Source organism: Phycisphaerales bacterium (assembly GCA_040217175.1).
Lineage (GTDB): Bacteria > Planctomycetota > Phycisphaerae > Phycisphaerales > UBA1924 > JAHCJI01.
The window spans coordinates 1,422,059-1,442,769 of sequence record JAVJNT010000001.1 but is presented as its reverse complement, the minus strand read 5'-3'; the positions used below and the strand labels follow the sequence as shown (position 1 = coordinate 1,442,769).

Below are 20,711 nucleotides of genomic sequence, written 5' to 3'. Positions count from 1 at the left end.
ATCGGAAGAAGTAGGGGCGCAGGGACTCGAACCCTGGACCTGCGGATTAAAAGTCCGATGCTCTACCAACTGAGCTACACCCCCGATCGGCGGGCCGTCTCTTGCAGCGGCGATTGGCTCGCCACCAGAGGGACATTGTTGGGACCAATCTTGCCCAAGGCCAACCAAGCGAGGAATCCCCCGTGAACAGGCCCGTGCACTTGCATGCGCGGCACCGGACGACCGAACACCAACCCACTACACTGGCCCCCATGCGTACGCGGCTCATCTTCGGGCCCATCCTGATCGCCCTGCTCGTCGCCGGTCTGCTGCTCGACCAGGTGCTCGAAGGAGCCCCCTGGCCGCTGGACTACCCGCCGCTGGGCTTCGACGGAACCGCTCCGCCGGGCGTCATCGTGTTGCCCGTGATGCTCGCGATCGCCGCGCTGGGCGGGCGAGAGCTGGCGATCATGCTCAAGGCCAAGGGCATCCACGCGTCGCGCCTGACACTCGCCATCGTCGCCATGCTCGGGCTGCTCGTGTCCACGCCGCTGTTTGCCACGCTCGCCCAGGGAGACGGCGCTGCCGGGCTCGCTTCGGCAACGGCCGCCGTCGTGCTCATCGGCATCCTGCACCACGCCCGTACCATGAACAGCCAAGGCGCCATGCTCAGCATCGGGGCGGTGCTCTTCGCGTTCGTCTATCTCGGGCTGACCTTCGGCTTCCTGCTACGCATCCGCCTCGAGCACAGCGTGTACGTGCTCTTCTGGGTGCTCGCGACGGTCAAGAGCTGCGACATCTTCGCGTACTTCACGGGCAAGGCCATCGGCAAACGCAAGCTCATCCTCTGGCTTAGCCCGGGCAAGACCTGGGAGGGCCTCATCGGCGGCATCGTCGGCTCGGCCGTCGTTGGCGGCGCGGGCCTTGCTTTGCTGACCACGCAGATCGGCTTCAACCCCGGCGGCTCGGTCCTGCACTCGGCCATCGGCGGCGCGGCCAGTGGCGCCTGCATCGGCCTGGCCGGCCAGCTCGGCGACCTCATGGCCTCGATGATGAAGCGCGACGCGGGCATCAAGGACTCGAGCCGCCTGCTGCCCGGCTTCGGCGGCGTGCTCGACGTCATCGATTCCCCGATCCTCGTCGCACCACTTGCATATTGGACGCTGGCCATCTGGACGTAAGCCGCGTCCGCGAGCCCGTCGGCCACGCGACAGCGTCCGTTCGGGTTTTGCCAATGGCCTTTTGCACGACGCCGGCACGCTACACACCAACGCCCGACACGCTACACTCTCTCGATTGGAGTCGTACATGGGAGTTCAGCGTACATGACGATGACCGAAACCGATCGGTTGCTCAAGGTTTTCAGGGTCGATAACAGCATCGACGGATTGCAGGGCAGGCTCCGCGCCGCCGAGCGATTCCTGACAGAGCAAGAGCGGCAGCTGGCCTCCATCGAAGACCAGCACAAGACCGGTCAGGCCGAGCTCCGCAAGACGAAGGCCGCCGCCGCCAACGCCGAAGGCGAAGCCAAGCGTCTCGAAGGCCACATCAACGAACTCCGCGAGAAGATGAATTCGGCCGCCTCCAACAAGGAGTACCAGGCCTACCTCGCCGAGATCGCGACGTTCAAGACCCAGCAGGAAGAGCAGGAGTCCATCGCCCTGGAGCTCATCAGCCGGGTCGAGACGCTGACCGCCGAGCTCGACCAACTCGGCAAGGCCAAGGAAGAGCGGCAGGGCGTGCGCTCCGTGGCCCAGAAGCAGCGAGACGAACGCAGCGCCGAGATCGCCGACCGACTCGAAGAGCTCAAGAAGGAACGCGAGTCCATCATCTCGGAGGTTCCCGAGCACACCCTGACGCACTACCTCCGCGTCCGCGGCCAGCTCGGCGACGAGGCCATGGCCCCCGTCGAGGTCGTCGACGTCAAGCGCCACGAGTTCGTCTGTGGCATCAGCATGCTCGCCGTCCCGGTCGAGACCGTGAGCGCCCTGCTGAGCCACGGCCGCGTCACGGTCGACCCGCAGTCGGGCGCCATCCTCTATCTCAGCGACGAGGCGCGCAAGGCCATGGAGCCCGCCGCGAAGCGATAGGCATCGAGCACTCCCTATCTCACGATCCCAACGAGGCCTGGGCTCACGCCCGGGCCTTCTTCATGGAGCCCGCGCACGAAAAAGCCCGGGCTCGTGCCCGGGCCGCTTTCATTCGTGTTGCTCGCGTCAGCTCGCCTGAGCCGCGCGATACTGCGTCAGCCAGCGCGGCCGCGGCGCGTCGTCCTCGATCGGGTCGATGTGGACGCGGCGACCCTGGAACACGACCTTGCCCGTGCTGACGCTGAAGAGCGTGTCGTCCTTGCCCCGCTGCACGCCGAAGCCGGGCTGGAACTTCGTGCCGCACTGGCGCACGAGCACGTTGCCGGGCTGGGCGAATTCGCCGCCGTAGAGCTTGATGCCCCGGTACTGGGGGTTCGAGTCGCGACCGTTCTTCGACGATCCCTGGCCCTTTTTATGTGCCATGGCGGGGTACTCCTGAAGCTGGACCGGCCCTCTGGCGGCCGGGTCGAGATGATAGCGAGCCCTTAGCGCATGATCCAGCGGTTGACGACCCGCTCGATCGGGGCGTTGCCGCGGCCATCGACGTGGCCCGGGATCTCGTGGACGGCCATCAGCGTCTTGCGGAGCACCACGTCGCGGGGGTCGCCGCTCTCGCGGTCGATCACCTCGATCCGGGTGGTCTCGCCGCTGAAGCCGGCCATGTAGACGCGGGCCTCGTCGGCCTCGTTGTCTCGCACCGGCCAGACGACGAGCCCATCGCGGGCGTAGGCCTCGCCACGCCGCAGCACGCCGATCATGCCCACCTGGTCGTTCAAGAGCGGGTTGTCGAGCCGGTCCAGGATGGTCTGGGTCACGACGGCAGGCACGCCTTGGCCGGCTACGACGTTGGTGCCCGTCTCGGTGGCCAGCTCGAAGCTGGGAGCCAGCAAGATGTCCTGGTCGGTGTTGTTCGTGACCGTGTAGGTCAGGAAGTAGTACAGCATCGGGCCCTGCCCGGGCGTCTCGACGCTCGCGACCCGCAGCGGGCCCACGTCGAGGTCGAGCTGCCAATGCACGGGGATGGGGTTGGGCTCGGGCGGCAGGGCCACCGAAGCGGCCGTCAGCCCGAGGGCCGCCGCGATGAGGATGAGCACGCGAGCAGGGAGATTCAGCAGGGCCATGGAGTTCTCCGAGGCGATTCGGCAGCCATCGAGCGGCCGTGCAGAGCGGTCTGCCGGGGCCGGCGTTGCGGTGGACGATGAGATTCCGGGCCGGGAAGGCCCTCGACCGACCCTACGCCCGGGGAGTCTATATTCGTTTCCCGCGTCGCGTCGGCGGCGACGAACGGGAATTTCGGCCCCCCGGCGACGCCAAGACGGCCGGACGCCAACGGATACGAGCATGGACGCGAGCGGTTTCTCCGACCAGCCCGACCACGAGCCGGCCCCGCTGCGGCCCGAGTTCTACCTGCAGGCCGCCGAGCGGCTCATCGATGCGACCGGTCCCATGGCCCGCCAGGCCGCCCAGCGGCTGATCGATGCCGGGCCAGACTCGGGCATCTCCTTCGCCCACGCCTTCGCCACGATCGATCCCGACGTCCATGCCGTCCGCGAGCTCGCGATCGCGGTACCGGCCCCCGGGCGCAGCGCGTTGGTCTTCCTCAGCCGACCCAATGCGGGCGAGACACGGTCCCAGGAACGTGCCGCCTGTGCTCGGGCCCTCACGTCCCACTTAGCTGGCCTGCCGGGCCAGCCCTTCGACATCGCCCAGTCGCTGCCGGGCTCGAACGAACGCTGGGCGGTCGACGCGCTGACTGACGCGCGATGGCAGATCGTGGGTACTCTTGCCTACATGCGGCGGCCCGTCGGCCCTCAGGACGCGCCCAAGCCCTCGGTGCTCCGCGGACGTCAACCCCAACGCGAGCTCCCCGACGGCGTCGAGGTCGAGCCCATCTCGATCCCCGATCCCGGCTCGCCGCGGCACGAAGACCTCGTCGAAGCGCTCAACGACTCGTATTCCGACACGCTCGACTGCCCCGCCCTGTGCGGGATGCGCCGCACAAGCGACATCCTCGCGTCGCACGCGGCGATCGGCCGACCCGAGCTCGCCTTGTGGTCGATCGTGTCGCACGAGGGCCGCCCGGCAGGGGCCATGCTGCTCGCGTGCCTGCCCGAGCAGCGTTGCTACGAGCTGGTGTACATCGGGCTGGGGCCTTCCCTGCGAGGGCGTGGGCTCGGGGAATCGCTCCTCGAGAGCGCCATCGAGCAGATCGCGGCGCGCCTGAAGCGCGCACCGCGGTCGGGCCGCTGGTCGCTCACGTGTGCGGTCGATACGGCCAATGCGCCCGCCGTGCGCCTCTACGAGCGTGTTGGCTTCATGTCGTTCGACCGGCGCGTCGCGTGCGTGCACGGGCTCGATCGCGTGTTGTCCACCGGTGCGCTCGAGTCGTAGCGCGTTGGTCTGCAAGCGCTTGCGCACCACGGAATGTTGGCACTCCACGGCTTGTCCACAGGCCATGTTGACAACCTGCGTTGCGCCTGTGCATAAAGAAATCTTTAAGCTCTAAGCCCTTGCAATGTCGCGTGTTTGTTCTCCCGTTTTGCCCGCGCGCAAAGAAATCGGGTAGCGGAGTGACGCCATCTCGGATACATTCCTGTGGCGTCGATGGAATGGCGCCGCGTCGAGGGGGCACGTAGACCACAGCAGCCGCGTCCAACCGCCAACGGGCACGACCACCAGGCCTTCGGGTGGGGAATCGTTGCACGACCGCTGGCTTCACCGACCGTCGGACGCGGCGGCATGCAAGCGCGGGGAATGCGCAGGTCGACGGCCGAAGACGCTCGGGGAACGGACTCTGCAGGACGACCGGACGCTTCGGCCGCTTGGCCGTGGCGGGGGGTTCGTGCGGCCGCGTTGCGGTCAGAAGGGTTCGCCATGGCAGCGATCAGCAGGGATGAAGTCGTTCGCTCTCCTCAGGCCAAACCAGCGAGCAACGCAGACGTCCGCGTCCACGCCGGCAAGGCCTCGAACGCCGCGAACCAGGCGCCCCGGCTCGAGATCGCCGCCGATACGGCCCAGCTGCCGACCGCCCAGCCGCAGTACCAGCCCCAGAAGGAGCGAGTGCTCACACGCACGCCCGGCCGCGACGCGGCCGGTGAGCGTCTGCGCACCCGCCGCGTCCACCCCGGCCGCAACGGCGACGCACCGTCGGCCGAGGTCGAGGCGACGCAAGGGGCTGCCAGCGATGCCCAACGCGAGCAGAACCTCGAGCGTCTGCTGGCGGCCAAGGTCGGCTCGCTGACGTTCGAGCGATACTTCCAGGGCCAGGCCAAGCTCGAGCGTACCGACGACGGGCTCGAGGTCGTCGTCGCGTCGCGCTTCCTCGTGCCCATCGTCGAGAACCGCTTCCGCCAGCACCTGGTCGAGATCGCCGGCGGCGGCTCGGTCCGCTTCGTCGATCGCCCGTCGGCCTTCCCCGCGGCCCGTCCGCCCAAGGCCACCAAGGTCGCCCGCCCCAAGAGCGAGGCCCAGCCCAAGGCCCACACCTCGCACGCCGCTCGGCCCCAGTCCGACCGCTTCGTGCGGCTCGAGGACTTCGTCGTCGGGCAAAGCAACGAATTGGCCCACATGGCCGCCCTTTCAATCAGCGATCCCGGCGCGGCGCCCCGGGCCGGCAGCCTGCTGGTGCTCCACGGCGGGTGCGGGCTGGGCAAGACCCACCTCCTGCGCGGCATGGCCTTCCGCTACAACGGCCTGCGAGGCTCGGGCGGCAAGGCCAAGTACGTCACCGCCGAGCACTTCACCAACGGCTTCCTGGCCGCCCTGCGTACCGGCGGCACCGAGGCCTTCCGCGACAAATACCGCGGCGTCGAGCTGCTCTGCCTCGACGACGTGCACTTCCTGGCCACCAAGGACGCTACCAAGGCCGAGCTGCTGCACACGCTCGACCAGATCCTCCAGGGCGGCTGCCGCCTTGCGCTCGCGAGCGACGAGCACCCGCGTCAGGTCGAGGGGCTGGGCAAGCAGCTCGTCAGCCGCCTGCTCTCGGGGCTGACCATCGAGCTGGGCGAGCCCGACCAGGAGCTGCGCGAGGCGATGGTGCGCAAGCTGGCCCGCCAGCGTGGCCTCACGCTCGAAGACGACGTAGTCGCCGCCATCGCGACCGCCGCCGCCGCCGAGACCCAAGACGGCCCGGCCGGCTCGTTCCGCGACATCGAGGGCGCCATGGCCCGCGTCGATGCCTTCCACAACCTGCTGGGCCGCGTGGGCGACACGCCCGCGGGCGATCGCGTGGCGATGTCGACCGTGCACCAGGCCCTGGGCGTTCGTGCCCAGCTGGCACCAAAGGCCGGCCCGGTGCGCGTCGACGCGGTCATCGAGGGTGTGTGCCGCTTCATGAGCGTCGGCAGCGCCGAGTTCTCCGGCCGCGGCCGCCACCGAAGGGTGGTGCTGGCCCGAGCCCTGGTCGCGATCATCTCCCGCCAGCTCACCACCGCGAGCTATCCCGAGATCGCCACGGCGATGGGCCGGCCGAATCACTCCTCGATCATCACCGCCGTTCGGCGCATCGAGCGCCAGATTGCCGATGAAGAGCGCGTGGCGGTGGGGTGCGAGGCAGACGGGCAGACCGTTGGCCAGCTCGCCGACACGCTGGCTCGGCGGATCCGTCGCTCGGGGCGATAAACTCCCCTGCGGTCGGCATCGAGAGCCCACGCCGAGCGATACGGGAGCCCACGTGCATTCGAGCGACCAATCCAGGCCTTCACGCCGTCCGACCGCCGGCACCGAGATCGCCCTGAGCGGGCCCGACATCACCGACCTGGAGATCGACGCGGTCGTCCGCGTGCTGCGGTCGGGCCGGCTGAGCATCGGGCCGATGCAGGAGGCCTTCGAGGCCCTCGTCAGCGAGGCCGCCGGCTGCGACCACGGCGTAGCGGTCAACAGCGGGACCAGCGGCCTGCACCTGGCGCTGCTGGCCCTGGGCATCGGGCCGGGCGACGAGGTCATCACCACGCCGTTCAGCTTCGTGGCCAGCGCCAACGCCATCCTCTATGTCGGCGCGACGCCCAAGTTCGTCGACCTCTGCCCGCGCAGCCTGAACATGGACCCCGACAAGGTCGAGCAGGCCATCGGCCCGCGCACCAAGGCCATCATGGCCGTCGAGGCCCTGGGCAACCCCACGCACATGGATCGCTACGCGGCCATCGCGAACAAGAACGAGATCCACCTCATCGAGGACTGCTGCGAGGCGCTGGGCACGACCTACAAGGGCCGCAAGTGCGGCAGCTTCGGCAGGGTGGGCGTCTTCGGCTTCTACCCCAACAAGCAGATCACTACCGGCGAGGGCGGCATGATCGTCACCGACGATCAAAACCTGGCCGACCTCTGCCGCAGCCTGCGCAACCAGGGCCGGTCGATGCCCTCCGAGCTCGCCCAGGAGGGCAGCAGCGGGCTGGGCCTCTGGCTGAGCCACGAGCGTTTGGGGTACAACTACCGGCTGAGCGAGATCGCCTGCGCCCTGGGCGTGGCGCAAATGCGCCGGTTCGACGAGATCGTCGAGGCCCGCCGCCGCGTCGCCAGCGAGTACCTCGACCGCCTGCTGGGCATCCCGGGGATCATCCTGCCGACCATCGAGAGCGGCACCAGCATGAGCTGGTTCGTGTTCACCGTCCGGCTGGAGCGCGGCTACACGGCCGAGGAGCGCGACCGCATCATCGAGGGTTTGCGCAACCACGACGTGGGCTGCGCGCCGTATTTCCCCAGCATCCATCTCATGCCCGAGTACGTCCGCCGCTTCGGCTACGAGCGTGGGGCCTTCCCGATCGCCGAGAGCGTGTCGGACCGCACCATCGCCCTGCCGTTCCATGGCGGCCTGACCGAGCGCGACATCGACCTGGTCGCCCAAACGCTGAGCCTGATGCTCTCGCGCGAGAACCTGGCGCGGGGCTAGCGGCCGATCCGCGGCTTTCCTCGGGGCAACCTTGGGGCCTACCATCTCGACCCGCCGGGCCCAGGAGCCCGGGCGACCGCGTGGATCGAGACCGAGGACTGGACGATGCCCTATGAATGCCACTTTACCGGACGCAAGACCCGCTTTGGCAAGTCCAAGGCCTACGGCGGCGCCAAGATCTCCAAGGGTGGCTTCGGCCTGAAGACCACCGGCATCACCCGCCGAGCGTTCCGGCCCAACCTCCAGAAGGTCCACGCCATCATCGACGGCAAGCCCACGCGCGTGCTGGCCAGCACCCGTGCGATCAAGAGCGGCCTGGTCGTCAAGCCACTGAAGCGCAAGTACGGCTACACCCGCCAGCAGAAGGAACAGGCCGGCGGCTGACCCGGTTTGCCCCGCCGCGGGCGGCGTTTCCGCGGCGATCCCCCACGGTGCTTCCGAGCCCGCCCACGCGTGCCCGTAGAATGCGACTGAGCCCGCCCTGACCGGCCGGCCCGGGGTACATCAGCGTGAAGTGCGACCTGTGCGATGCCGAAGCGACCGTCCACGAGACGCAGATCGTCAACGGCCAGGTGATGGTGCGCCGGCTGTGCGAGCGGCATGCCGCCGAGGTCGGCCTGACCGGGCACTCCAGTGTCTCGATCCCCGCCGGCGGCTCGTCGGTCGTCTTGAGCGTGCAACAGCAAGGCTCGGGTCTGAAGTGCGGCACCTGCGGGCTGTCGTTCGCGGCATTCCGCCAGCACGGGCTGCTGGGCTGCTCGGGCTGCTACGAGGCGTTCGAGGACAAGCTCTCGCCGCTCATCGAGCGTGCCCACCAGGGCAGCACCCACCACATCGGCAAGACGCCCAAGCGCATGCTGGCGACGGCCCGCGAGGGTGATCAAGAGGCCATCGAGCGCGTGCTCGGCGGCGCCAAGGAACGGGCCGAGCGGGTGGCGCTCCTGCGTAAGCAGCTCGAAGAGGCGATCTCGATGGAGCAGTACGAGCGGGCCGCGGCGCTCCGCGACGAGCTGCGGCCGCTCGAGGGCGAAGAGCGAGAGCCATCTGGCGGCGGGGCTGGCGGGCCGGCATGAAGGAAGACCAGGGCCGACAGGGCGGCGCGGGGAGCTGGCTGGCGGTCGCCGGCCGGGCCGGCGACGTCGTCGTGTCATCCCGGGTGCGCATGGCGCGCAACCTCGCGGGCTTCCGCTTCCCCAATCGAGCGCCCGCGAGCGAGCGCACGGCCATCCTCGTGCGCCTCAAGCCCGTCGTGCTTGGGGCACGCCTGAGCCCGCACCTGGAGTGGGTCGATTTGGCGTCGACGACCTCGGGCCACCGGGCGTCGCTCGTCGAGGAACGGCTCATCAGCCGCCAGCACGCCATGGGCAAGCCCGGCGAGCCGATGCACGGCCGGGCGGTGGCGATCGGCCTGCCCGAGCGTCGGCTCTCCATCATGATCAACGAAGAGGACCACCTGCGCCTGCAAGTGATCCGCGGTGGGTTCGATCTCTCGGGCGCGATGCAGGAGATCGACGCTGCCGACGACGCGATCGAGCAGAGCGTCGACTACGCCTTCAGCCCGCGGTTTGGGTACCTCACGGCGTGCCCGACGAACGTCGGCACCGGCGTGCGGCTGAGCGTCATGCTGCACCTGCCCGCGCTCAAGATCACGCGCGAGATCGAGAAGGTCAAGCGCGCCGCCGACGACCTGGGCCTGACCGTCCGCGGTTCGTATGGCGAGGGCAGCGAGGCGACTGGCGACTTCTACCAGATCAGCAACCAGACGACCATCGGCAAGAGCGAGGCCGTGCTGCTCCGCGAGATGGAGAGCGAGATCATCCCGATGGTCATCGCCTACGAGCACAACGCCCGCGACCGGCTGATGCGTGGCGGACGCCGCGGCCTCGAAGACCAGACCTGGCGGGCCGTGGGCGTGCTGCTGCACGCGCGGCTGCTCAGCACGGAAGAAGCAACGAAGCTGCTCAGCCGGCTGCGCTTGGGCATCGCGCTCAAGCTGGTGCCGAATCTCGAGCTGTCGCTCGTGAACCAATTGCTCGTGGCCGTGCAGCCGGCGCACATTCAGAAGGCGATCGGCCAGGAGCTGACGCAGGACCAACGCCGAGAAGCACGCGCCTCGCTCCTGCGTGCGAAGCTCGGCGAGGCGTTTGCGTCGCCCCGGCAGCCGCCGCGACTGATCAGGCCCGATCGCCCCGACCCGCCCGCGGGGCCGAGCAATCGCCCCGAGCCGGGCGAAGCGGAGTAACCGCCGTGCGTGGGGGCGCACTCAACAAACTACGGACGGGCTTAGTCACCGTCGAGCGTGCGATGCTCAGCGACCTGCCCGGTCCGCTCGAGGCGTTACGCAGCTCAGGGTTCGTTGCCGATGCGCTCGATGCATACTGCCCTCGATGCGGCCACGGCGTTGGGCCGGGTGAGTTCGCGGCTGGGCGATGCGGTACGTGCCGCAGCGTGCGGATCCCCTGGGACGGCTTCGTTCGACTGGGGCGCTACGACCTCGCACTCCGCGATGCCGTGCACGACTTCAAGTTCAACCGCTGGCACGCGGTGGGCGAGCACTTGGGCGTGGCGCTCGGTGCGGCGGTAGCCGAGCGGTTGCGGCTCGTCGCGGAGCATGCCGGCGAGCCCGAGGAGGCGGTGCTCGGCCGAACGGCGGTCGTGCCCGTGCCGATGAGCTTTTGGCGCCGGGCGAGTCGGGGCATCGATCACGCCACGTGCCTGGCGCGGGCGGTCTCGCGCGGGTCGGGCGCGCCATGCCGCAAGATGCTCACCAGGCGGCATCGGCCCGCCCAGACCGGGCTTTCGGCGGCCGCGAGGAAACGCAACCTGCACCGGGCCATGCGGCCCTGCGTCGGCGAAGACGCCCTGGACGGACTGCGCGTGGTGGTGCTGGTCGACGACGTGAGCACGACCGGTGCCACGCTGGTGGAGGCGTGCCGGGCGATCAAGTCGTTGCGGGGCTCCCGGAAGGAGCCCGTCGTGCTGGCGGCGTGCGTGGCGATGGCCGAGCAGGGGAGAGCCGGGCAGGGCGGTTCGCCATCGGGACTGCCCCTCGTGCACACGTCCTCGGCGAATGCAGGGGGCGTTGCGAGCGAGGGTCCTAAAAAAAGTGGAGGAACGGGGGCGTCGAGGCTTGACGCACGCTGAGAGCCGTGTATTATCTCCACCGCTCTGGCCACGGCCGGACGCGGGACTCGGGGCCGGCAAGCGGATGCGAGCCCGCCCCAACGCTCTTTGAAATCTAAGCGGTCGAGATGCCCTCGAGAGTGTGAGGCCTTGTCAGTGCGGATCATCACCCGCACGCCCCGACCAGGGGTTGGCAAGGCCGGTCAAACCGGTGGCCGGGATGCACAGATCCTGGCCGTTGGCGCACTCTCGTGATGAATTTGAGTACGCCAACTAGACCGTCGTCTTTGCCGACGACGGCTCGTGATCACTTGTGATCGCGAGAATGACCGGCCGCTGTCGCTTCGCGAGTTCTGCTCGTTGGAGTTGCAGCGGTTCAAACGGATCATTCTGAGATTGTCGGCAATCGGGTGAAAGCTCGGTTGTCGCTTCAATTGAAGAGTTTGATCCTGGCTCAGATTGAACGCTGGCGGCATGGCTAAAGCATGCAAGTCTGGGAGAACCTTCGGGGGACACCGGCGAAAGGGCGAGTAATGCGATCGAACGTACCCCAATGTGGGGGATAGCGTCGGGAAACCGGCGGTAATACCCCGTGTGCTCTACGGAGGAAGTTGGGAGCGGCGATCGTCCTATCAGGTTGTTGGTGAGGTAACGGCTCACCAAGCCGAAGACGGGTAGCGGGTGTGAGAGCATGGCCCGCCGCATCGGGACTGAGACACTGCCCGGACTCCTACGGGAGGCTGCAGCGACGAATCTTCCGCAATGCGCGAAAGCGTGACGGAGCAATGCCGCGTGTGGGATGAAGGCGCTCTGCGTCGTAAACCACTGTCAGGACCTAGAACCAACGATCAGGTCCAGAGGAAGGGCCGGCTAAACTCGTGCCAGCAGCCGCGGTAAGACGAGTGGCCCAAGCGTTAATCGGAATCACTGGGCTTAAAGCGTGCGCAGGCGGACCTTCAGGCGTCCCGTGAAATGCCCCGGCTCAACCGGGGAATTGCGGGGCGAACCGTTGGTCTTGAGGCAGGTAGGGGGGTGCAGAACTGTCGGTGGAGCGGTGAAATGCGTAGATATCGACAGGAATGCCGAAGGCGAAGGCGGCACCCTGGGCCTGTCCTGACGCTCATGCACGAAAGCGTGGGGAGCAAACAGGATTAGATACCCTGGTAGTCCACGCCGTAAACGATGCACACTAGATCGGAGTAGGTCTGACCCTTTTCCGGTCGAAGCGAAAGCGTTAAGTGTGCCGCCTGGGGAGTACGGTCGCAAGGCTAAAACTCAAAGGAATTGACGGGGGCTCACACAAGCGGTGGAGCATGTTGCTTAATTCGAGGCAACGCGAAGAACCTTACCTGGGTTTGACATGCACGGATTAACTCTGTGAAAGCAGAGCCACGCCCGCAAGGGTGGAACGTGCACAGGTGCTGCATGGCTGTCGTCAGCTCGTGCTGTGAAGTGTCGGGTTAAGTCCCTTAACGAGCGCAACCCCTATCGTTAGTTACTAACGCGTTATGGCGAGGACTCTAACGAGACTGCCGGTGTCAAACCGGAGGAAGGTGGGGATGACGTCAAGTCCTCATGGCCCTTACGCCCAGGGATGCAAACGTGCTACAATGGCGCGTACAGAGCGATGCTAACCTGCGAAGGTATGCAAATCGCAAAAAGCGCGCCCCAGTTCGGATTGCAGGCTGCAACTCGCCTGCATGAAGTCGGAATCGCTAGTAATCGGAGATCAGCTACGCTCCGGTGAATACGTTCCTGAGCCTTGTACACACCGCCCGTCAAGTCATGGAAGCCGGGAGCGCCCGAAGTCGCCACGATTCAGTGGTGCCTACGGCGAGTTCGGTAACTGGGACTAAGTCGTAACAAGGTAGCCGTAGGAGAACCTGCGGCTGGATCACCTCCTTTCTAAGGGATTTCCTTAGACTCGCGGATCGTCCCCGACCAAGGCGATCCACGGAGTGCGAACTCCAGCGAGCGATCAAAATCGTCAGTACACTCTCGTTCGCACCGCTTCCAGAGTTCGCTCTGGTGCAACGCGACGAGCCAGCCGGTGACGGCTGGCGAGGAATATCTCGACCGCTTTGGACTTGAGACGGCCCGGAGCAATCCGGGCCGTTTTCTTTTGGATTCGCGGGGTTACGCGCCCGTCGCACGCGGGCAAGGCCGTACTCGGTCATCGCACCGATCGCCCGCGTCCCTACGCTCAACCACCACAAGGACCCAGACCAGCCGATGCCCCAGGACGACCGCTCGCCCATCAAGCTCGATTCCCAGTCGCCGACCCGCCGCGGCAATACCGACGACGCGCGCACGCTCGCTGTCGACCTGGCCCGCATGCTCAGCGACGACAAGTGCGAGGCTATCGTCGTGCTCGACGTCTCGGGCCAGAGCCCGGTGACCGACTACATCATCATCGCCTCGGGCACGAGCGATCGGCAGATGGGCTCGGTGCTCGACCACGCGATGGAGCTGGCCGAGGAGTCGGGCATGCCCGCCGTCCGCCAGGCGCGCGACGAGCGTTCGACGTGGCTGCTGGCCGACTTCGTCGACGTCGTGCTGCACGTCTTCGAGCCCAACACCCGGGCCCACTATGACGTCGAGAGCCTCTACCCCGACGCGGACGAAGTCTCGTGGGCGAGGCCCGACCAGGTCGACCGCAACCGCGCAGGCCTCAAGCCGGGCGAGCAGTTCCCGCAATGACCGAGCCTCCCCCGGCCAGCGTTCGGGTGGGATTGCTGAGCGGCGGTTATCTCGCGCTCACAGGACGGGGCCTGTTCTCTCGCCTCGGCCAACTGTTCGAGTTAGCCAGGCTTGAGTGCGCCCGGGTCCACGTCTTCGAAGATGCCGGCGTGCCGGCTGGGTTGCGAGATCAGGCCGCGGCTTCTCTTGACAAGCCAAGGGTCACTCGGTCGGAGCTTCGTCTCGACGAAAACTCGAAGTGCATCGCCACGCTCGAGCGGATGCTCGAAGATCTGGCCGAAGCCAAGCTCGAGCGTACCGATCTGGTGGTTGCGCTCGGCGGAGGCATCTTGGGCGATGTCGCGGGACTCGCGGCCGGTCTGCACCGCCGGGGCGTTCGGGTGGTGCAGTGCCCGACGACGCTGCTCGCGATGGTCGACGCATCGGTGGGCGGCAAGACCGCGGTGAACCTGCGAGCCAGCATCGACGACTCGGCCGTGCTGCTGAAGAACGCCGTGGGCATGTTCCACCACCCTTCGCTGGTCGTGGCCGACGTCGACGCGCTTGCCTCGCTCCAACCACGCGACATGCGGTGCGGCATGGCTGAGTGCATCAAGCACGCACTCATCGCCGGCAACTCCGGCGAAGACCTGCTCTCGCTCCAGAATCTGATCGAGTCGATGCCCCGCATGCTGGCGGGCGAAGCCGATCTCCTGGCATCGCTTGTCACGCAACACGTCGGCCTGAAGGCCGACATCGTCGCCAGTGACGAGCGCGAGGCTGCGACCGGCAGCACGCCCGGGCGCCGCGCGCTCAACCTCGGCCACACGTTCGCTCACGCCATCGAGGGCAGCGAAGCAACCCGCGTGCTCATCGACGGGGCCGAGTTCCACCCGATGCACGGCGAGGCGGTCGCGCTGGGGCTCATCGCGGCGGCGACGCTGGCCGAAGAACTCGGCGTCGGCGACCGGCAACTCACCGCTTCGGTCCGGATGGCAGTCGAAGCGGTTGGGTTGCCGACCAGGCTCGTAGCTGCGGGAAGCCTCGCGGACCTCACGACCGCCATGCGGCAAGACAAGAAGGCCAGCGGCGGAACGCTCCGCCTCGTCCTTCCCACGCGCGACGGCGTCGTGATGCGGGATGACCCGGGCGACGACGTGATCGCCAAGGCGTGGCGGGCCATCGTCTAGGCGCGATTTTGTCGTAATTACGACATTTGCGGTGTGAAGATGGGGCGTCGATGGGGCCTAGCGCCTTCTTTGGAGGCGTTTGCACGAACATCCCGATAACGCGGCCGGAAGGGTTGATAGAGGGAGGTGTATAGCTGGCCACTGGCGCCAGAATCGATCCGCTGCAGTGAGAGGGCAGGAGCCCGATGCGCACGATCGCGATCGTCAACCAGAAGGGTGGCTGTGGCAAGACGACCACCGCCATCAGCCTCTCCGGGGCGCTCGCCGCCCGGGGCAAGCGCGTGCTCCTGGTCGACATGGATCCACAGTCCCACTGTGCCGCGGGCCTTGCCATTCCCGAGGCCCACATCGAGGTCGACGTCGGCGACGCCATGCTGGCAGAGTCGCCCGGTTCGCTCGATCGCTCGAAGCTGCTCTGGCGCATCGGCCGCAACCTCGACCTGCTGCCCAGCCGGATGAAGCTCGCCGGGCTCGAGGCCTCGCGTGGCGGCCTCGCGTCGCTCGAGGATAAAGAACAGCGGTTGGCCAAGGTCATCGCTGGACTCGAGGGCTACGACCTCGCGATCATCGATTGCTCGCCGTCGATCGGCCTGCTGACGTACAACGCGTTGTGTGCTGCGGACGAGGTCTTGATTCCCGTCGAAACGAGCTACTTTGCGCAGCAAGGTGCCAGCCGGCAAGTGGCGACTCTCCGAAGCCTTGGCCAGCGGCTTGGGCGGCAGGCGCGCCACTGGATCGTCCCGACGATCCACGAGCCCGAAGCGGCCTTGCCCAGCGAACTCCTCGAACAACTCCGCAGCCGGTTCGGCTCACAGGTCTGCCAGACCGTGATCCACAAGGACGACAAGGTGAAGGAGGCCGCGACGTTCGGCCGTCCGGTAGGCGAGTACGCGCCGCAGTCGCAGGCCGCCCAGGACTACGCCGAGCTCGCCGAGTGGGTGCTGAACGACGCACGCGGCGAAGGGACGGCCGGATCAGCGGCGCCCGCGGTTCACGAACTGCGACCCGAACCTTGGACGGAAGTGAAGCCTGCGGCGAGCGGTCATCACACGGTCGCCCAAGTCGCCGAGCGGGCCCGCCGGTCGATGGAGCTGGACGCCGTCGAGCCGCCGAACGCCAGCCCTGCTGTGCAGCCGCCTGCCCCTCGGTCGGGCCAGCAGGCCCCTGCGGCGACCAGTGACGCGAGCAACGCATCGGCCGTGCCCCAGCCAACGTCGTCGCCGTCGGCCACGCTCGAAGACGACGATCAGGGCAACCTCGAACTCGAGCGACTGCTGCTTCCGAAGCACGGGTCGGAGGCGTTCGGCATCCACCCCGTGGCCGGTGGGGTCTGGCTCGTACAGCCCATCGGGCTGGGCCGAAGCGTGGCCGTTGCCGGAGAATTCAACGCTTGGTCGGCCCAGAGCCACCGCTTCAACCGATATCAGAAGCTGGGCGTGCACGCACGCAAGCTCGAACTCCCACCGGGGCGGCACGCGTACCGGTTGGTGGTCGACGGCTTCTGGACTGCCGACCCGTTCAACCCCGATGCCGTGACCAACCCGTTCGGCGAGCCGAACAGCATCGCGGAGGTATCCGGGCCGCCGGCCGACGCCCGCAGTCACGAAAGGGACGGCCCGCCGCCCGCGGCCTAGCAGCCGCAGGCATTGCCCGAGAGGATCTCCGGGCAGGACACGCGACGGAGCGCACGACCATGTCCGACCACACGTCCACGACGCTTTCCGGATCGAGCAATGGCGCTCGCCTTCTCGGGGGCAGCGACCGTCCCGCGGGGCCCTACGACCGTGCAGACTCGCCCGACGGCGTGTCGGACGACCTTGCCGCCCTTTTCCTTGGGGTTGACGGGGTCGACGACGGCGTCGAATCCGCCGATCCGGTGACGGAGGTCGAACTGAAGCCCTCCAGCGGTGCGAGCGAGCCCGCGCTCTCGCTCCTGGTGCTTGGCAATCTGCCCGTGCACGCGGCGGGGTGGGCCAGCCAGTACGCACGCGATCGGCACCGCGACACGGGCCGAGCCGTGGGGCTGCTGAGCCTCGGCGACGAGTCTGCAAGGCTCGAGGTGTTCGGCGTTCCGGGGCTTTCCGGACGAGCCGAGGCAGAACTCCCGCGGGCGCTCGAGCGGCTGGCCCGCCTCGACGCCGACCTGATCGTGCGCTTGCCCGAGGCCGAGGCAGGCTGGATCGGAGGCGAGTGCGAGGCGGCAACGATGACGATCCTGGCGGGCGCCGATGATCCAGCGATCGTGCGGGCGTACCAGAGCATCAAGTCGATCGCCCAGGACTTGCCACCCGATGAGGCCGGGCCCGTGATGCGGATCGCCGTTGCAGGCGCGCACGGCGCGGTTGCGGGCGAGGCTGCTAACAAGCTGGCACAGGCGGCACAGCGATTTCTTGGCCTCACCGTCGAGTCGGATACGCCGGTCCTTCGGATCGACGCCGGCGTCTCGGCCGAGTTGTACCACGGCGCGCCGCCGGCGTGGGCCGACGTGCCCGACCTGCTGCGCCGCATGCTCGAGCGCCCCGTCGAGGCGGATGTTCAGACTCGGCCGGGGGCTGGCGATCGGTTCGAGCCGCGACGCACCAGCGTTCCGGCCGGATTCAATGCCGAGGGCGGCGAGGTCACGAACGTCAAGCTCGAGAACGACGCTTCGGCGGACACGATCGACGAGCATCCGAGCGATGACGTATCGAGCCACACCGACGCGACGGCCCACCAGCGCACGCTGCCCGATGGACTCGAACCCGTCGAGGTCTCGTGCCCGTACGCCCACGAGGTCAAGCTGGCCGTCGATGGCTCGGGGGTGCTGCACGCGGTGGCGTGGGCGGCCGACAGCGAACGCGCGTCGGCGGCGGTACGCGACCTGGTCGTCGTATCGAGCTGGCTGCGCGACCACGCCGAGCTGATCGCGGTCGTGATGGGCCAGCGGCTTGCAGGCCTGCCGAGCGTCCGGCACCTGGTGCTGCGAGATGCACGCGGAGCGCTGGGGCTCGCGCAGGGTGAGCTGCGGCTGCACGTCGAGGCGCCCAACGTACCGATCCTGCTCGACCTGAACTGACGCTTCCCGATGACGGCGCGCACGAAAAAGCCCGGGCGGGACCCGGGCTTCGTGTTCATGCGAGCGTGATCAGGCCGTCTTCTTCGACTCGACACGCAGGTCATCGAGGGTCATCTTGCCCTTCAGGTCGTCGCGGTCGATGACGTACTTGTCGCCCTCGTGGTCGCGCTCGGGCAGTTCGTAGAGCAGGTCGAGCATGATGTCTTCCATCACGCCGCGGAGTGCGCGAGCCCCGGTGTCACGCTTGAGCGCCCGGTTGGCGATCTCCTTGAGCGCGCCCTTGGTGAACTGCAGCTTCGCGCCTTCCAGATCAAAGAAGTGCTGGTACTGACGCACCAGGGCGTTCTTAGGTTGGGTCAGCACGGTCATCATGACGTCGAGCGTGAGTGGCATGAGCGGGCTGATGATCGGCAGGCGGCCGACGAGCTCGGGGATCATGCCGTACTCGATGACGTCCTCGGTCGTCGCCTGAGCCAGCAGCGCGCCGCTGCGCTCGCCGACCTGGGTGGCATCCTCGGCGGTGCCGAAGCCGATGCGGCTGCGACCCACGCGGCGGCGGATGATGTCTTCCAGGCCCTGGAACGACCCGCCGCAGATGAACAGGATGTTGCTCGTGTCGACCTGGATGTATTGCTGCTCGGGGTGCTTGCGGCCGCCCTGCGGGGGCACGTTGGCGACGGTGCCCTCGAGCATCTTGAGCAGGCTCTGCTGGACGCCTTCGCCCGACACGTCGCGCGTGATCGAGACGTTCTGGCTGGTCTTGCCGATCTTATCGATCTCGTCGATGTAGATGATGCCGCGCTGGGCCGCGTCGAGGTCGAAGTCGGCGGCCTGCAGCAGCTTGAGCAGCAGGTTCTCGACGTCCTCGCCCACGTAGCCGGCCTCGGTGAGCGTGGTGGCGTCGCCGATCGCGAAGGGCACCTTGAGCATCCGCGCCAGCGTGCGTGCCAGCAGCGTCTTGCCGCTGCCGGTGGGGCCGATCAGCAGGATGTTGCTCTTGTCGAGCTCGACGGAGGTGTCGTTGCTCTCCAGGTGCAGCAGTCGCTTGTAGTGGGTATGGACGGCCACGGCCAGGGTCTTCTTGGCCTGCTCCTGGCCGATGACGTACTGGTCGAGGAACTCGGTGATGTTTCGCGGCGTGGGCACCTCACCCAGCGCGCTACCGACCGCCGAGACCTTCCGGCGTTCCTGCCTGAAGATGTTCAGGCACAGGTCGGTGCATGGGTTGCAGATATAGACCTGCCCCGGTCCCTCGACCATGGGGCCGACCTCTCGGCTGGACTTGCCGCAGAACGAGCAGGTGGTGACGCGGCGGCCCTTGAAGCCGTCGTCGCCGCCACCCGGCTTGGTCTTGCTGAGATCGTTGCCGCTGTCTCGGGTGTTCTTTGCCATGCTCTTCCCACTGCGTCCAATCGGGGGCCCCTTGCCCGCACGTCAGGACTGTATCGACGCGTCAGAGGCCCGTCTGGATGCAAAAAGGACGTCGTCGTGCGTGTTTTTCTCTACCGGTCCGGGCGAGTCCGTGTTTCCCGATCGGGCGGGCCGGCCTCGGAAACCCGGCCCCCGTCCTGGGGCTCGGTCTTGGCGGCCTTGATCTTGTCGATCATGGCTTTTCGGACCTGATCGAACTCCTCCTGGGACATCTCGCCCCGGGCCACCATCGCCCGCATCTCTTCCATCGTCGAAAACCCGCCGCGGTCTTCGTCGGCACGTCCGATCATGCGGCGCCGGATGATCAGCAGCACCACCGTGCCGATGACGACCGCCACGATGAGCGCACCGACCCAGATCAGGAACTGCCCGGTATCGCCACCGGAGGCGGCCTGGCCCAGGATGGCCGGGGCGCTCAGCTCCACGTGCTGGTCCCGCCCGAGGCGATGAAGGAGCGGATGGGCTGGACGAGCCTCGGCATGACCGAGCTCTCGATGATGCGCTCGCCGCAGCGGCCGAGGTCCGAGAACTCAAGCTTCGGCGTGGTGATGTCTTCCATGGGTCCGTGTCGGCGGACGGTGAGGTACACGCTGATGGGCTCGCCGTCCAGCCCGTTGCTGGCGCCGGCGGGCCTGGTCTTGACCTCGAAGTAGGCCTCGCTGCGCCGCGGGATGCCGTCGCCACGGAGTGCGACGCCCAGGATGGGCTGGGCGTCGATGGGCGCGGCGCCCATGTCCTCGACGAGGCTTGCCAGGGGCGAGCCTCGGAGCAGGGACTCGAACACGATCCGGTCGTGATCGCCCGAGGCCTCGATGTCGAAGCCGAAGAGGGTTTCGTAGTAGTCGATGTCCAGCGGGCTGATGCCCAGGTAGTAGGGCGCCAGCTCGAGGACGGCGGCGTGGAGCTGGTAGGCCTGCTCGAACGACTCGGGGTTGACCGCGCCGGCGCGCACGCAGTTGCCGCGGACGGCCACCCAGTGCTGCGGCGAGATGCCCGGCGCCGACTCGATCGCGAGTTCGTTCTGCACGTGGCGGAACGTCTGGAGGGCGGGGAACTCCTTGCGAAGGCGGTCGAAGAACTCGACGGTGGCCTGCCGGGTCGTGTCGATCTCGCTGTGGAAGGCCAGCTTGAGGTTGACGTACATGTCCGAGCAGAGCGCCTTGTAGCTTTCGATGTGCTGGCTGTCGATGGGCATGTTGGTCATTCCTTCGATCCGACGTGCGGGCCAGGATGTCGGCGACCCTCTCGGGACGCTTCGCTCGGACGGTGAGCGG

The 20,711-nt window shown here is 67.5% G+C and carries 18 protein-coding genes, 1 tRNA gene and 1 rRNA gene; 14 read left to right on the top strand and 6 right to left on the bottom strand.

Annotated elements, in window-relative coordinates:
* Window positions 1–11: 11 nt before the first annotated feature.
* Window positions 12–84 (bottom strand) — tRNA-Lys (locus RIA68_06210).
* Window positions 85–251: 167 nt separating this feature from the next.
* On the opposite strand from RIA68_06210, the gene RIA68_06205 reads away from it, so the two are divergent.
* Both RIA68_06205 and RIA68_06200 read left to right on the top strand, forming a co-directional pair.
* Entirely contained in the window at window positions 252–1,160 is a 909-nt protein-coding gene (locus tag RIA68_06205; GenBank protein MEQ8317031.1) for a phosphatidate cytidylyltransferase, read from the top strand.
* A 144-nt stretch (window positions 1,161–1,304) separates the two neighbouring features.
* On the top strand, window positions 1,305–2,069 hold the full coding sequence (locus RIA68_06200; GenBank protein MEQ8317030.1) for a hypothetical protein: 765 nt from the start codon (window positions 1,305–1,307) through the stop codon (window positions 2,067–2,069).
* A gap of 126 nt (window positions 2,070–2,195) precedes the next feature.
* On the opposite strand, the gene RIA68_06195 is transcribed toward RIA68_06200, so the two are convergent.
* Together RIA68_06195 and RIA68_06190 are read right to left on the bottom strand one after the other, a co-directional pair.
* On the bottom strand, window positions 2,196–2,492 hold the full coding sequence (locus RIA68_06195; GenBank protein MEQ8317029.1) for a bL27 family ribosomal protein: 297 nt from the start codon (window positions 2,490–2,492) through the stop codon (window positions 2,196–2,198).
* 62 nt (window positions 2,493–2,554) lie between these two features.
* On the bottom strand, window positions 2,555–3,190 hold the full coding sequence (locus RIA68_06190; GenBank protein MEQ8317028.1) for a hypothetical protein: 636 nt from the start codon (window positions 3,188–3,190) through the stop codon (window positions 2,555–2,557).
* 220 nt (window positions 3,191–3,410) lie between these two features.
* On the opposite strand from RIA68_06190, the gene RIA68_06185 reads away from it, so the two are divergent.
* The 12 genes from RIA68_06185 to RIA68_06130 all read left to right on the top strand — a co-directional run bounded on the left by RIA68_06185 (window position 3,411) and on the right by RIA68_06130 (window position 18,006).
* On the top strand, window positions 3,411–4,460 hold the full coding sequence (locus RIA68_06185; protein ID MEQ8317027.1) for a GNAT family N-acetyltransferase: 1,050 nt from the start codon (window positions 3,411–3,413) through the stop codon (window positions 4,458–4,460).
* A gap of 483 nt (window positions 4,461–4,943) precedes the next feature.
* Window positions 4,944–6,692 carry a DnaA/Hda family protein gene (locus tag RIA68_06180; protein ID MEQ8317026.1) on the top strand — a complete coding sequence of 583 codons (1,749 nt, stop codon included), beginning with the start codon at window positions 4,944–4,946 and terminating at the stop codon, window positions 6,690–6,692.
* 52 nt (window positions 6,693–6,744) lie between these two features.
* Complete coding sequence (locus RIA68_06175) at window positions 6,745–7,959, top strand: DegT/DnrJ/EryC1/StrS family aminotransferase (protein MEQ8317025.1); 1,215 nt, start codon at window positions 6,745–6,747, stop codon at window positions 7,957–7,959.
* Between the two features lie 105 nt (window positions 7,960–8,064).
* The gene (locus RIA68_06170) at window positions 8,065–8,343 is read left to right on the top strand and encodes a L28 family ribosomal protein (GenBank protein ID MEQ8317024.1); all 279 of its coding nucleotides are present in this window, start codon (window positions 8,065–8,067) and stop codon (window positions 8,341–8,343) included.
* Between the two features lie 125 nt (window positions 8,344–8,468).
* Window positions 8,469–9,032, top strand: coding sequence for a UvrB/UvrC motif-containing protein (locus RIA68_06165; GenBank protein ID MEQ8317023.1), 564 nt, complete (start codon window positions 8,469–8,471; stop codon window positions 9,030–9,032).
* Entirely contained in the window at window positions 9,029–10,201 is a 1,173-nt protein-coding gene (locus RIA68_06160; GenBank protein ID MEQ8317022.1) for a protein arginine kinase, read from the top strand. Before RIA68_06165 ends, RIA68_06160 begins: the two co-directional genes overlap by 4 nt.
* Window positions 10,202–10,206: 5 nt before the next feature.
* On the top strand, window positions 10,207–11,103 hold the full coding sequence (locus tag RIA68_06155) for a hypothetical protein (protein ID MEQ8317021.1): 897 nt from the start codon (window positions 10,207–10,209) through the stop codon (window positions 11,101–11,103).
* Window positions 11,104–11,513: 410 nt separating this feature from the next.
* Window positions 11,514–12,987 (top strand): 16S ribosomal RNA (locus RIA68_06150).
* Window positions 12,988–13,314: 327 nt separating this feature from the next.
* Complete coding sequence (gene rsfS / locus RIA68_06145) at window positions 13,315–13,782, top strand: ribosome silencing factor (protein ID MEQ8317020.1); 468 nt, start codon at window positions 13,315–13,317, stop codon at window positions 13,780–13,782.
* Complete coding sequence (locus tag RIA68_06140) at window positions 13,779–14,951, top strand: 3-dehydroquinate synthase family protein (GenBank protein ID MEQ8317019.1); 1,173 nt, start codon at window positions 13,779–13,781, stop codon at window positions 14,949–14,951. Before rsfS ends, RIA68_06140 begins: the two co-directional genes overlap by 4 nt.
* 185 nt (window positions 14,952–15,136) lie before the next feature.
* Window positions 15,137–16,585, top strand: a complete 1,449-nt coding sequence (locus RIA68_06135) for an AAA family ATPase (protein MEQ8317018.1) — start codon at window positions 15,137–15,139, stop codon at window positions 16,583–16,585.
* 59 nt (window positions 16,586–16,644) lie between these two features.
* A complete protein-coding gene (locus RIA68_06130; GenBank protein MEQ8317017.1) occupies window positions 16,645–18,006 on the top strand; it encodes a hypothetical protein in 1,362 nt (453 codons plus the stop codon).
* 69 nt (window positions 18,007–18,075) lie between these two features.
* On the opposite strand, the gene clpX is transcribed toward RIA68_06130, so the two are convergent.
* The 3 genes from clpX to RIA68_06115 all read right to left on the bottom strand — a co-directional run bounded on the left by clpX (window position 18,076) and on the right by RIA68_06115 (window position 20,632).
* The gene (gene clpX / locus RIA68_06125; GenBank protein ID MEQ8317016.1) at window positions 18,076–19,398 is read right to left on the bottom strand and encodes an ATP-dependent Clp protease ATP-binding subunit ClpX; all 1,323 of its coding nucleotides are present in this window, start codon (window positions 19,396–19,398) and stop codon (window positions 18,076–18,078) included.
* Between the two features lie 110 nt (window positions 19,399–19,508).
* Complete coding sequence (locus RIA68_06120) at window positions 19,509–19,862, bottom strand: hypothetical protein (GenBank protein ID MEQ8317015.1); 354 nt, start codon at window positions 19,860–19,862, stop codon at window positions 19,509–19,511.
* Window positions 19,853–20,632 carry a hypothetical protein gene (locus RIA68_06115; GenBank protein MEQ8317014.1) on the bottom strand — a complete coding sequence of 260 codons (780 nt, stop codon included), beginning with the start codon at window positions 20,630–20,632 and terminating at the stop codon, window positions 19,853–19,855. The genes RIA68_06120 and RIA68_06115 overlap by 10 nt, the downstream gene beginning before the upstream one ends.
* Window positions 20,633–20,711: the final 79 nt, after the last annotated feature.

Bases quoted from the DNA above. Each gene is read 5' to 3' on its own strand.
- RIA68_06205 (MEQ8317031.1), top strand. From the start codon at position 252: ATGCGTACGCGGCTCATCTTCGGGCCCATCCTGATCGCCCTGCTCGTC.
- RIA68_06200 (MEQ8317030.1), top strand. From the start codon at position 1,305: ATGACGATGACCGAAACCGATCGGTTGCTCAAGGTTTTCAGGGTCGAT.
- RIA68_06195 (MEQ8317029.1), bottom strand. From the start codon at position 2,492: ATGGCACATAAAAAGGGCCAGGGATCGTCGAAGAACGGTCGCGACTCG.
- RIA68_06190 (MEQ8317028.1), bottom strand. From the start codon at position 3,190: ATGGCCCTGCTGAATCTCCCTGCTCGCGTGCTCATCCTCATCGCGGCG.
- RIA68_06185 (MEQ8317027.1), top strand. From the start codon at position 3,411: ATGGACGCGAGCGGTTTCTCCGACCAGCCCGACCACGAGCCGGCCCCG.
- RIA68_06180 (MEQ8317026.1), top strand. From the start codon at position 4,944: ATGGCAGCGATCAGCAGGGATGAAGTCGTTCGCTCTCCTCAGGCCAAA.
- RIA68_06170 (MEQ8317024.1), top strand. From the start codon at position 8,065: ATGCCCTATGAATGCCACTTTACCGGACGCAAGACCCGCTTTGGCAAG.
- RIA68_06160 (MEQ8317022.1), top strand. From the start codon at position 9,029: ATGAAGGAAGACCAGGGCCGACAGGGCGGCGCGGGGAGCTGGCTGGCG.
- rsfS (MEQ8317020.1), top strand. From the start codon at position 13,315: ATGCCCCAGGACGACCGCTCGCCCATCAAGCTCGATTCCCAGTCGCCG.
- RIA68_06140 (MEQ8317019.1), top strand. From the start codon at position 13,779: ATGACCGAGCCTCCCCCGGCCAGCGTTCGGGTGGGATTGCTGAGCGGC.
- RIA68_06135 (MEQ8317018.1), top strand. From the start codon at position 15,137: ATGCGCACGATCGCGATCGTCAACCAGAAGGGTGGCTGTGGCAAGACG.
- RIA68_06130 (MEQ8317017.1), top strand. From the start codon at position 16,645: ATGTCCGACCACACGTCCACGACGCTTTCCGGATCGAGCAATGGCGCT.
- clpX (MEQ8317016.1), bottom strand. From the start codon at position 19,398: ATGGCAAAGAACACCCGAGACAGCGGCAACGATCTCAGCAAGACCAAG.
- RIA68_06115 (MEQ8317014.1), bottom strand. From the start codon at position 20,632: ATGCCCATCGACAGCCAGCACATCGAAAGCTACAAGGCGCTCTGCTCG.